The organism is Sneathiella chungangensis (genome assembly GCF_009882935.1).
GTDB classification, from domain to species: domain Bacteria; phylum Pseudomonadota; class Alphaproteobacteria; order Sneathiellales; family Sneathiellaceae; genus Sneathiella; species Sneathiella chungangensis.
This window is the reverse complement of sequence record NZ_WTVA01000001.1, coordinates 261,502-273,490: the sequence shown is the minus strand read 5'-3', so window position 1 is coordinate 273,490 and position 11,989 is coordinate 261,502. Positions and strand designations below refer to the sequence as shown.

Annotated in this window: 11 protein-coding genes; all 11 read left to right on the top strand. The window is 57.7% G+C overall.

The window, feature by feature from the left end; translation table 11 throughout:
• Window positions 1-32: 32 nt before the first annotated feature.
• Complete coding sequence (locus tag GQF03_RS01290) at window positions 33-1,664, top strand: CTP synthase (RefSeq protein ID WP_161337376.1); 1,632 nt, start codon at window positions 33-35, stop codon at window positions 1,662-1,664.
• A gap of 2 nt (window positions 1,665-1,666) precedes the next feature.
• The gene (gene kdsA, locus GQF03_RS01285; RefSeq protein ID WP_161337375.1) at window positions 1,667-2,500 is read left to right on the top strand and encodes a 3-deoxy-8-phosphooctulonate synthase; all 834 of its coding nucleotides are present in this window, start codon (window positions 1,667-1,669) and stop codon (window positions 2,498-2,500) included.
• An 18-nt stretch (window positions 2,501-2,518) separates the two neighbouring features.
• Complete coding sequence (eno, locus tag GQF03_RS01280; protein WP_161337374.1) at window positions 2,519-3,796, top strand: phosphopyruvate hydratase; 1,278 nt, start codon at window positions 2,519-2,521, stop codon at window positions 3,794-3,796.
• Between the two features lie 7 nt (window positions 3,797-3,803).
• Window positions 3,804-4,439, top strand: coding sequence for a class I SAM-dependent methyltransferase (locus GQF03_RS01275; protein ID WP_161337373.1), 636 nt, complete (start codon window positions 3,804-3,806; stop codon window positions 4,437-4,439).
• A 123-nt stretch (window positions 4,440-4,562) separates the two neighbouring features.
• Window positions 4,563-5,060, top strand: coding sequence for a lysozyme (locus GQF03_RS01270; RefSeq protein WP_161337372.1), 498 nt, complete (start codon window positions 4,563-4,565; stop codon window positions 5,058-5,060).
• 114 nt (window positions 5,061-5,174) lie between these two features.
• Window positions 5,175-5,486, top strand: coding sequence for an FtsB family cell division protein (locus GQF03_RS01265; RefSeq protein ID WP_161337371.1), 312 nt, complete (start codon window positions 5,175-5,177; stop codon window positions 5,484-5,486).
• Window positions 5,487-5,773: 287 nt separating this feature from the next.
• Window positions 5,774-6,817 carry a pyruvate dehydrogenase (acetyl-transferring) E1 component subunit alpha gene (gene pdhA, locus GQF03_RS01260; protein WP_161337370.1) on the top strand — a complete coding sequence of 348 codons (1,044 nt, stop codon included), beginning with the start codon at window positions 5,774-5,776 and terminating at the stop codon, window positions 6,815-6,817.
• 30 nt (window positions 6,818-6,847) lie between these two features.
• The gene (locus tag GQF03_RS01255; protein WP_161337369.1) at window positions 6,848-8,236 is read left to right on the top strand and encodes a pyruvate dehydrogenase complex E1 component subunit beta; all 1,389 of its coding nucleotides are present in this window, start codon (window positions 6,848-6,850) and stop codon (window positions 8,234-8,236) included.
• Window positions 8,237-8,247: 11 nt separating this feature from the next.
• Window positions 8,248-9,579: a pyruvate dehydrogenase complex dihydrolipoamide acetyltransferase gene (locus GQF03_RS01250; RefSeq protein ID WP_161337368.1), complete on the top strand. Its 1,332-nt coding sequence runs from the start codon at window positions 8,248-8,250 to the stop codon at window positions 9,577-9,579.
• A gap of 12 nt (window positions 9,580-9,591) precedes the next feature.
• Window positions 9,592-10,995, top strand: a complete 1,404-nt coding sequence (gene lpdA / locus GQF03_RS01245; RefSeq protein ID WP_161337367.1) for a dihydrolipoyl dehydrogenase — start codon at window positions 9,592-9,594, stop codon at window positions 10,993-10,995.
• A gap of 38 nt (window positions 10,996-11,033) precedes the next feature.
• Window positions 11,034-11,987, top strand: coding sequence for a lipoyl synthase (gene lipA, locus GQF03_RS01240; protein ID WP_161337366.1), 954 nt, complete (start codon window positions 11,034-11,036; stop codon window positions 11,985-11,987).
• The last annotated feature ends 2 nt before the right edge of the window (window positions 11,988-11,989 follow it).

Sequence of the window (11,989 nt, the reverse complement as noted above, 5' to 3'; positions counted from 1 at the left end):
GTCGATTACAGAATTGGTTATAACGTAACTCCATGGCTCGGTTTATATTCATTACCGGTGGTGTGGTTTCCTCTCTTGGCAAAGGTCTCGCAGGGGCGGCATTGGCCTCCCTCCTGCAGGCGCGTGGCTTCAAGGTACGGCTTCGGAAACTGGACCCCTATATCAACGTCGACCCCGGCACCATGAACCCCTATGAGCATGGCGAATGCTATGTGACCGACGACGGCGCGGAAACCGATCTCGACCTTGGTCATTACGAGCGATTCACCGGCGTTCCCTCCAAACAGACCGATAACGTGACAACGGGGCGGATTTATCAGACGGTGATCCGCAAGGAACGCCGCGGCGACTATCTTGGCGGCACGGTGCAGGTGATCCCGCATATCACCAACGCGATCAAGGAATTTGCGACGGCCAATCTGGAAGACGAGGATTTCGTTCTGGTCGAGATCGGCGGGACCGTCGGTGACATCGAGGGACTGCCCTTTCTCGAGGCGATCCGGCAATTGGGTTACGAGCTTGGGAACAACGCGGTTTTCATTCACCTGACCCTGCTTCCCTATATCGCCGCCGCGAAAGAGCTCAAAACCAAGCCGACGCAGCATTCGGTTAAGGAGCTCCGCTCCATCGGCATCCAGCCCGACATCTTGCTCTGCCGGAGCGAGCAGCCGATCCCGCAGGGTCAACGGCGCAAGATCGGCCTGTTCTGTAACGTTCCGGAAGAAGCGGTGATCCAGGCGCTCGACGTCAGGACCATTTATGAAGTGCCGCTCAGCTATCACAAGGAAGGCTTCGACGAGCAGGTCCTCAAAGCCTTCGGCATTATGGATGCGCCGACGCCGGATCTTTCCAAATGGGAAAATATTGTCGACCGAGTCCTGCATCCGGAAGGCGAGGTCAATATCGCCGTCGTCGGCAAGTATATCGAGTTGCAGGATGCCTATAAGTCGCTGACGGAAGCCCTTATTCACGGCGGCATTGCCAACAGGGTCCAGGTCAATATCAACTGGGTGGAATCGGAAAGATTCGAAGACGCGGATGCGTCCCCGGCGGCGGTTCTCGGAGATGCGCATGCCATTCTGGTTCCCGGCGGTTTCGGGGAGCGCGGAGCGGAAGGCAAGATCAAGGCCGTTCAATATGCCCGCGAACAGAAGATTCCCTATTTCGGAATCTGTTTCGGCATGCAGATGGCGGTTATCGAAGGCTGCCGCAACCTTGCGGGAATGCCGAATGCCGGCACGTCGGAGTTCGGCCATTACGATCCGAATGTCGTCGGGCTGATGACCGAATGGACGCGGGGCAACAAGACGGAAGTGCGCACGAAAGACAGTGATCTTGGCGGCACCATGCGCCTTGGGTCCTATCCTTGCGATCTTACGCCGGGCAGCAAGGTCAATGAAATTTATGGCGTTTCCCATATCGACGAGCGCCATCGTCACCGGTTTGAAGTCAATATCGCCTACAAGGATGTGCTGGAAAAGGCCGGATATAAATTCTCCGGGCTGTCGCCGCAGGGGGACCTTCCGGAAATCGTCGAGATTGCGGATCACCCGTGGTTTATTGGCGTTCAGTTCCATCCCGAGTTAAAATCGAAACCCTTCGCGCCGCATCCGCTGTTTGAAAGCTTCATCACGGCGGCGGTTAAACAATCACGATTGGTGTAAGCATGAGCGAAAACCATCACGTCCAAATCGGTAATATCACGGTTGGCAACGACCTGCCGCTCGCGCTGATCGCCGGGCCCTGTCAGATGGAAAGCATGATCCATGCAATGGACATGGCGGGCCGACTTCATGAGATGACGAAGAAACTCGGCATGGGGCTCGTCTACAAGACGTCATTCGACAAGGCGAACCGGACGTCGCTGAACGCGGAGCGGGGCCTCGGCCTCGACGGCGCGATCCCCGTATTTCAGCGAATCCGGAGCGAATACGGCATTCCGGTGCTGACCGATGTGCATCTGCCGGAACATTGTGCGGAGCTGGGCGATGCGGTGGATGTATTGCAGATACCCGCCTTCCTCTGCCGCCAGACGGACCTTCTGATCGCCGCCGCCAAGACGGGCAAGGTGATCAATGTGAAGAAGGGGCAGTTTCTGGCCCCCTGGGACATGAAGAATGTTGCCGACAAGCTGATCAACAGCGGTAATAATCGCGTGCTGCTCACCGAACGCGGCGCCAGCTTCGGCTATAACACGCTGGTCTCCGATATGCGCAGCCTCGCCATCATGGCCGAGCAGACCGGCCAGCCGATTGTTTTTGACGCCACCCATTCCGTGCAGCAGCCAGGCGGGCAGGGAACGTCCTCCGGCGGGCAGCGTGAATTTGTGCCCATTCTTGCCCGTGCGGCCGTTTCCGTCGGCGTCGCCATGGTCTTTATGGAAACCCATCAGGATCCGGACAACGCCCCTTCCGACGGGCCGAACATGGTGCCCATCGATCAGATGGAGGCGCTGCTCACCACCTTGCAGAAATTCGATGAACTCGCGAAAAATCTCTAATTAGCAGGAATCAGTTAAATGAGTGCAATTCTTGATATTACCGGCCGTGAAATTTTGGATAGCCGGGGCAACCCGACGGTGGAAGTCGATGTCATTCTGGAAAGCGGCGCGTTCGGCCGTGCGGCCGTGCCCTCCGGCGCATCCACGGGCGCGCATGAGGCGGTCGAACTCCGCGACGGTGATAAATCCCGCTATGGCGGCAAGGGTGTGCTGAAGGCCATCGACTCCGTCAATGGCGAGATTTTCGACATCCTGTCGGGCCGCGATGCAGATGACCAGATTGCCCTCGACCGGGCGATGATCGCGCTGGATGGCACAGAGAACAAGGGCCGCCTCGGCGCGAATGCCATTCTCGGCGTCAGCCTGGCGCTCGCCCGCGCCGCGGCGGAGGATTGCGGCCTCCCGCTTTACCGCTATATCGGCGGTGCGTCGGCGCGCACCCTGCCGGTGCCGATGATGAATATCATCAACGGCGGGGAGCATGCGGACAACCCCATCGACATTCAGGAATTCATGATCATGCCGGTTTCCGCCGATACTTGCGCGGATGCGATCCGGATGGGCTCGGAGGTTTTCCAGACACTGAAGAAAGAACTTTCCAAGGCCGGCCATAACACCAATGTCGGCGATGAGGGCGGCTTCGCCCCGAATATCGCCAGCACCCGAGATGCCCTTGATTTCATTATGAAATCGATCGAAGGCGCCGGTTACAAGCCGGGCGAGGATGTCTATCTCGCGTTGGACTCCGCCTCGACCGAATTCTTCAAGGACGGGAAATATCATCTAAAGGGTGAAGGCAAGGTCCTCGAAGCCGGGGAGATGGTCGATTACTACGCCGCGCTTGTCGGCGACTATCCGATCATCTCTATCGAGGATGGCATGAGCGAGGATGACTGGGCCGGTTGGAAGCTGCTCACTGACAAGATCGGGGGCAAGGTCCAGCTGGTGGGCGACGATCTGTTCGTTACCAATCCGAAGCGTCTGGCGGATGGCATCGCGAAAGGCGTTGCCAACTCCATTCTCGTGAAGGTCAACCAGATCGGCTCGCTGACGGAAACGCTGGAGGCTGTCGAGATGGCCCACAAGGCGCGCTACACGGCCGTTATGTCCCATCGTTCCGGCGAAACCGAGGATTCTACCATCGCCGATCTTGCCGTCGCCACCAATTGCGGCCAGATCAAGACGGGCAGCCTCAGCCGCTCCGACCGGCTCGCAAAATATAATCAGTTGATCCGCATCGAGCAGGAGCTCGGCGACGCCGCGGAATATGCGGGGCGCAGCATCCTGAAAGGATGAACTGTCCATGGCGCTCTCGATGGCGGAACTTGCGAAGAGAACGCAGGACGTTTATGAGCGCAATGCCGCCCGGTTCGACGCGGAGCGGGCAAAAATCCTGTTTGAGAGGAACTGGTTAGATAAGTTCCTCTCCCATCTTCCCACCGGCGGTCACGTGCTGGATCTTGGCTGCGGTTCCGGCGATCCCATCGCCAGCTATATCATCGGGCAGGGCTACAGGCTGACCGGTGCCGACGCCTCCGCTGCCATGCTCCGCCTCGCGCGCGAAAAATTTCCCAAGGGCGACTGGCGGCTGGTGGATATGCGAAGCCTGGAACTGCCCGAACGGTTTGACGGCATTATCGGCTGGGACAGTTTCTTCCACCTCACGCGAGAGGAACAGAGATCGGTCATCCCGAAGCTCGCGGCGCATCTAGTCCCCTCCGGCGTGCTGATGCTAACCGTGGGGCCGGACGATGGCGAAGAGACCGGACGGGTCGGGGATGACGCCGTTTATCACGCCAGCCTCTCCATTGACGAATATACCGCCATTCTCGCGTCCCATGACGTTACTGTCATCGATTTTCGGGTGGACGATCCCGACTGCGGCCATCATACGATCCTGCTTGCGCAAAAAAAGGCGACGCCGGACCACTCTCACTGAAACATAAGCTCTGTAGGGCGACAGTTCTTTTACGAGTATTTTTTTATAGAAAAACAATTAATAATTGAAATTACTTCTGCCGGTAATATTTATGGAAGTGTATCAATCGGCAGGAGATTACCCATGGCGCATCAACTTTCCAAACAAGGGGCGGAGTTTATCAAACGGTTCGAAGGTCTGAGATTAACGGCCTATAACGACGGAACGGGTGTGATGACCATCGGCTATGGTCATACGGGCGATGTCAAGGCGGGGGAGACCATCACCCAGGCAGAGGCGGACAGTTATTTCTGCGAAGATGTCAAATGGGCCGTCGATACGGTGAATAATGCGGTGAAAGTGAAACTCCAGCAAAATCAATTCGATGCGCTGGTTTCCTTCGCCTATAACGTCGGCGAGGGGGCGTTCAAATCCTCAACCCTTCTGAAAGACCTGAATGCCGGTGACTATAAAGCGGTCCCCGATCAGCTGGACCGATGGATCTATGCAGGTGAGAAAACCGGGATATTGGCCGCATTCGTCCGCTGGGCTCATATTGGCAGCGGCAAGGAAGTATCGCCCGTCCTGAAGTCGCGGCGGGAGAAAGAGGGGCGGCTGTTCGAAACCGGTTCCTATTCCTGAAAAAAATCCGAATAATCAACGGATTTCGGACGATTAGCCGGGTATTTGCAACTAATTTATCCACAATGCAACTTTACTGTTGACCTCGACTCATGGATTTGATTCACTCCCTAAATGATTATCAGCCTTGAGATAAGAAAGCGTGCGAAGGCCGGAGCCGGACCCATCCTTGGGATTCTGGCCGTCGCCTATTTCAGCTACCATTTGATCGAAGGGGATCGAGGCCTGTTCGCCTATCTCAAGCTCCAGCATGAAATCGACCGGGCCGAAGCGGTTTACCAGCTGACGGAAAATGAAAAGCAGGCGCTTGAAAAGCGCGTGGCGTTGCTGCGACCCGAGAATCTCGATATTGATATGCTGGAAGAACGCAGCCGCGATGTTTTGGGGCTTGCCCATCCGGACGAGATCGTCATCTACCGGAAATAGCCGGGCGCGCGCCCGGAAGATTTTTTATGTCCCTATTTTTTCTGTTGCTTTTCGTTTATTGCGTGAGTTCGATGCCCAAAGTCCCGTTTCTTGCTGCCGAAATTTATTACTCATATTTCGGTTAATTTTTGCATGATCAATCGAAATTTGTAAATTTAACCTATTTTAAGTTAAATTTTAAAATCTGCTTGTCTAATACTGTCGCGTCATCCACATTCAACCCATATCTGGCATCCATCGTGAAGCTGCAGGGACGCTTCATGATCCAAACATGATTGGGAGATATTATGGCACGTCAAGCTGCGAGCCGGGCAAAATCGTCCGCATCCACCGCAAAAAAACCGGCGGGAGGCGGTAAGAAATCCGCTCCGAAATTCACGCCCGAGCAAATCCGGAAATTTTATTACGATATGCTGCTGATCCGGCGGTTTGAAGAAAAGGCAGGCCAGATCTACGGCATGGGCCTGATCGGCGGCTTCTGCCATCTTTATATCGGACAGGAAGCCGTGGTTGTCGGCATGAAATCGGCCATTACCGACGATGATGCCGTGATTACCTCCTATCGCGATCACGGTCACATGCTGGCCTGCGGCATGGATCCCAAGGGAGTGATGGCCGAACTCACCGGGCGTGAGGGCGGCTATTCCAAGGGCAAGGGCGGCTCCATGCATATGTTCAGCAAGGAAAAGAATTTCTATGGCGGCCACGGGATCGTCGGCGCCTGCGTGCCGCTCGGCACCGGTCTCGCCTTCAGCCAGAAATACCAGGACAGCAACGATATCACCCTTTGTTATATGGGCGATGGCACGGCCAATCAGGGGCAGGTCTATGAGAGCTTCAACATGGCGGAACTCTGGAGCCTGCCGGTCGTTTATGTGATCGAGAACAACGAATATGCCATGGGCACGTCGGTCAAGCGTTCGTCGGCCCAGACGCAGCTCTACAAGCGCGGGGAAAGCTTTAACGTTCCGGGCGAACAGGTTGACGGCATGGATGTTTTCGCCGTTGCCGCCGCGGGCCGGAAAGCCGTCGACTGGGTCCGTTCCGGCAAGGGGCCCTATATTCTCGAGATGAAAACCTACCGTTATCGCGGTCATTCGATGTCGGATCCGGCCAAGTACCGCTCCAAGGAGGAGGTCAACAAGAAGCGCGCCGAACATGATCCGATCGACCATCTTCGCCAGACCATGCTCGATGACAAGATCAACACCGAGGAGGAACTGAAGGAGGTCGACCGCAAGATCAAGGCGATCATCGCCGATGCGGTCGAGTTCGCCCAGAACAGTCCGGAGCCGCAACCGGAAGAGCTTTATACCGATGTTGTGGCCTGAGCGCCGATCAGCTTGAGAAGGACAAGATAAATGCCAACAGAAATTTTGATGCCGGCGCTGTCGCCGACGATGACCGAAGGCAAGCTGGCCCGCTGGATGGTGAAGGAGGGCGATACCGTCAGCTCCGGCGACGTGCTTGCGGAGATTGAAACCGACAAGGCGACCATGGAGGTCGAGGCGGTGGATGAAGGCAAGATCGGCAAGATCCTGATTGCCGGCGATACCGATAATGTCGCTGTCAATACGCCGATTGCGGTTCTTCTGGAAGAAGGGGAGGATGCCGGTGATCTTGACGATTTCAAAGCATCTGCCGCGCCCGCTCCGGCGGAGAAGGCGGAAGACGTAGAGGAGGCCCCCGCGCCGACGCCGCGCGTCAGTACGCAGGAGACGCACGACGCCTATGACGCCAGCGGCGAGATCCCGGCGGGCACCGAGATGGTCAAGATGACGGTGCGCGAGGCGCTACGCGACGCCATGGCCGAGGAAATGCGCAAAGATGACCGCGTTTTCATCATGGGGGAGGAAGTCGCCGAATATCAGGGCGCCTATAAGGTGACGCAGGGCCTGCTCGATGAATTCGGTGCCCGCCGCGTGATCGACACCCCGATTACCGAACATGGCTTCGCCGGGATTGGTGTCGGCGCTGCCTTTCACGGTCTCCGCCCGATTGTCGAATTCATGACCTTCAACTTCGCCATGCAGGCGATTGACCAGATCGTCAACTCCGCGGCCAAGACCCGCTATATGTCGGGCGGGCAAATGGAAAGCCCGATTGTCTTCCGCGGTCCGAACGGCGCCGCGTCGCGTGTTGCCGCGCAGCATTCGCAATGCTATGCCTCCTGGTACTCCCATGTGCCGGGACTGGTGGTCATTGCGCCGCATACGGCGGCCGATGCAAAGGGTCTCCTGAAGGCCGCCATCCGCAATCCCAATCCGGTTATTTTCCTCGAAAATGAAATCCTGTACGGCCAGAGCTTCGAGGTGCCGGTGATGGATGATTTTGTCCTGCCCATCGGCAAGGCGAAGATCGAGCGGGCGGGCGATGATGTCACCATCGTCTCCTTCGGCATGGGCATGCGCTACGCCCTGGAGGCCGCCGAGGCGCTCAGCAGCGACGGGATCAATGCGGAGGTTATCGATTTACGCACGCTCCGCCCGATGGATATGGAGACGGTGCTGGCGTCGGTCCGCAAGACCAATCGCTGCGTGACGGTGGAAGAGGGCTGGCCGCAAAGCGGCGTCGGCGCGGAAATCACCGCGCAGATCATGCATCATGCCTTCGACTATCTCGATGCGCCGGTGCTGCGGGTCACGGGCAAGGACGTTCCGATGCCCTATGCCGCCAATCTTGAAAAACTGGCGCTGCCGCATGCCGACGAGGTCGTGGCGGCCGCTAAATCTGTTTGTTATCGCGATTAAAGGGGGCGAAGATGCCAATTACCATTACAATGCCGGCCCTTTCGCCCACCATGACCGAGGGGAAGCTGGCTACCTGGCAAGCCAAGGAAGGCGATAGCGTATCGTCGGGCGATGTCCTGGCCGAAATCGAGACCGACAAGGCGACCATGGAGGTCGAGGCGGTCGATGAGGGAACGCTCGGCAAGATCCTGATCCCGGCGGGAACCGATAATGTCGCCGTCAATACGCCGATAGCGATCCTCCTGGAAGAGGGGGAGGATGCCTCCGCTCTTGACGGATATAAGGCGGGAGGCGGTGCGGCACCAGCGGATGCGCCGGAGCCGGCGACCGAGGAAAAGGCCGAAGCGGCTCCTGCCTCCGCGCCAGCGGCGCCTGCGGCGCCAACGAGTAGCCCTGCGTCCGAACCCGCGAAAAATACGGCGCCCGGGCCGGCGAAGTCAGAGGACCGCATCTTCGCGAGCCCGCTTGCGCGGCGCATCGCCAAGGATGCCGGGCTTGATCTCGGCGCGATCGCGGGTACCGGGCCGCATGGACGGATTATCAAGGCGGATGTCGAAAAATCCATTGCCTCGGGCGGTGCGAAAGCTCCGGCGACCCAACCTGCTGCCGCCGCCGCCGCGCCGACCCCCGCGGCTCAGGCGGTGACGCCGCCCCCTGCCGGAAATTACGAGGAAATCCCGCTGACCAGCATGCGCAAGACCATCGCGCGGCGGTTGTCGGAGGCCAAGCAGACGATCCCGCATTTCTATCTCACCATCGAATGCGAACTCGATAACCTGCTGGCCATGCGCAAGGAGCTGAATGCCCGATCCGATGACTACAAGATTTCGGTCAATGACTTCATCATTCGCGCCTCCGCCCTTGCGCTCAGGAAAGTGCCGACGGCCAATGCCTGCTGGGGTGGCGACAAGATCCTGCAATATAAGGATGTCGATATCTCCGTCGCGGTGGCGATCGAGGGCGGCCTGATCACGCCGGTCGTTCGCAATGCCGACCAGAAGGGGCTCGCCGCCATCTCGAACGAGATGAAAGAGCTGGCAAACAAGGCGAAGGCAGGCAAGCTGATGCCGGAGGAATATCAGGGCGGCTGCTTCTCGATCTCCAACCTCGGGATGTTCGGGATCAAGGAATTTTCCGCCGTGATCAATCCGCCGCAGGCGGCGATCCTCGCCATCGGTGCCGGTGAAATGCGCCCGGTCGTAAAAGAGGGCGCGCTCGCCATGGCGAATATGATGAGCGTGACGCTCTCCTGCGATCACCGGGTGATCGATGGCGCGCTTGGCGCGGAATTGTTGAAACATTTCAAGGGCTACATCCAGGAACCCTTGACCATGATGCTATAGAGGAACCGGATTATGAGCGATACGAATTTTGACCTGGTTGTCGTGGGGTCCGGTCCGGGCGGTTATGTGGCGGCGATCCGGGCGGCGCAGCTCGGCATGAAGACGGCGGTCATCGAACGGGAGCATCTCGGCGGTATCTGCCTCAACTGGGGCTGTATCCCGACCAAGGCGCTGCTGCGGACCGCGGATATCTATAATCTGATCAAGCATGCGGACGCGTTCGGCATCAAGGTCGAGGGCGCGTCGGTGGACATCAAGAAAACCGTGGAACGCTCCCGTCAGGTGGCGGGGCAGCTTTCCGGCGGCGTGCAGCATCTTCTCAAGAAGAACAAGGTCACTGTCATTGATGGCCATGGCAAGCTGGCAGGCTCGGGCAAGGTCGATGTTTCAAAGGATGGCAAGAAAGTCTCCACCGTATCCGCCAAGCATATCATTCTCGCGACCGGAGCCCGGGCACGGACGCTTCCCGGCCTTGAACCCGACGGCAAGCTGATCTGGACCTATAAGGAAGCGCTCGTACCAGATGTGACGCCGAAGAAGCTGCTGGTTGTCGGCTCCGGCGCGATTGGAATTGAATTCGCAAGCTTTTTCAATTCCTTGGGCTCCGATGTGACAGTCGTTGAGGTGATGGACCGGATCCTCCCGGTGGAAGATGCGGAGATTTCCAGCTTCGCCGAGAAATCCTTCAAGAAGCAGGGGATGACGATCCATAAGGGCACGACGGTGTCCGAGCTAAAGAAATCGGGCAATACGGTCACCGCCACCTTCAAGGACAAGAAAGACAAAACTTCCTCCGACACCTTCGATCGGGTGATCCTCGCCGTTGGGATTGTCGGCAATGTCGAGAATATCGGCCTTGAGGGCACCAAGGTGAAGGTCGAGAAGACTCATGTGGTCGTCGATGACTATTCCCGGACGGGAGAGCCCGGCGTCTATGCCATCGGCGATTTGACGGGTCCGCCCTGGCTCGCGCATAAAGCCTCCCATGAAGGGGTGATTTGTGTCGAGAAGATCGCCGGGGAAAAGGATGTGCATCCGCTCAATACGGCGAACATTCCGGGCTGTACCTATTGTCATCCGCAGGTTGCCTCCGTCGGTCTCACGGAAGAGGCGGCGAAGGCCAAGGGCTATGAGCTAAAAGTCGGGCGCTTCCCCTTTATCGGCAATGGCAAGGCCATCGCGCTTGGCGAGCCGGAGGGGCTGATCAAGACGATTTTCGATGCCAAGACGGGCGAGATGCTGGGCGCGCATATGGTCGGCGCGGAAGTGACCGAGCTTATTCAGGGCTATGGCATCGCCAAAACGCTGGAGACGACCGAAGTCGAGTTGATGCATTCGATCTTCCCGCATCCGACGCTTTCGGAGATGATGCATGAATCCGTGCTTGACGCCTATGGTAAAGCGATCCATTTCTAGGCTATAAGGTCGTCAAGGTCTTTCCCTCGCGAGGTGATATGATGAACGAGACTACGCCATTGAAACGGGTGCGACATCCGGAAAAGGTGAACCGGCCCGATAATCCGATCCAGCGCAAGCCCGCCTGGATACGGGTAAAGGCGCCTGTCTCGAAAACATATCATGAGACGCGGGAGTTGATGCGGGGCCTCAATCTCACCACGGTCTGCGAGGAGGCGGCCTGCCCCAATATCGGCGAATGCTGGGCGAAGAAACATGCGACCATGATGATCATGGGGGAGATTTGCACACGGGCCTGCGCCTTTTGCAATGTTGCCACCGGCAAGCCGAATACGCTTGATCCGTTTGAGCCAACAAATGTGGCGACGGCGGTCAAGACTATGGGGCTCAATCATGTGGTGATCACCTCCGTTGACCGGGACGATCTGAAGGATGGCGGCGCGCAGCATTTCGCCGACGTTATCCAGGCGATCCGCGAGGCGGCGCCGGACACCACCATTGAAATTCTGACACCTGATTTTCTTAAGAAACCCGGGGCTTTAGAGGTCGTTGTTGCGGCCAAGCCTGATGTCTTCAATCATAATCTGGAGACGGTGCCGAAGCTCTATCCCTCTGTCCGGCCTGGCGCGCGCTATTACCATTCCCTCCGCCTTTTGGAGCGGGTGAAGGAGCTGGACCCGAACATGTTCACCAAATCCGGCCTGATGGTCGGGCTTGGGGAAGACAAGGACGAGGTCGGGCAGGTGATGGACGACATGCGTGTTGCCGGCATTGACTTCGTTACCATCGGCCAGTATCTGCAACCGACGATCAAGCATCACGCCATTCACCGTTTTGTCACGCCGGATGAATTTGCGGTTCTTGAAAAACAGGCCTATGCTAAGGGCTTCCTGATGGTCTCCGCGTCTCCGCTCACACGTTCCAGCCATCATGCGGGTGAGGATTTTGCGAAACTCAAAGCCGCGCGGGAGCGGGCGAACGCTGCCAAGTAACG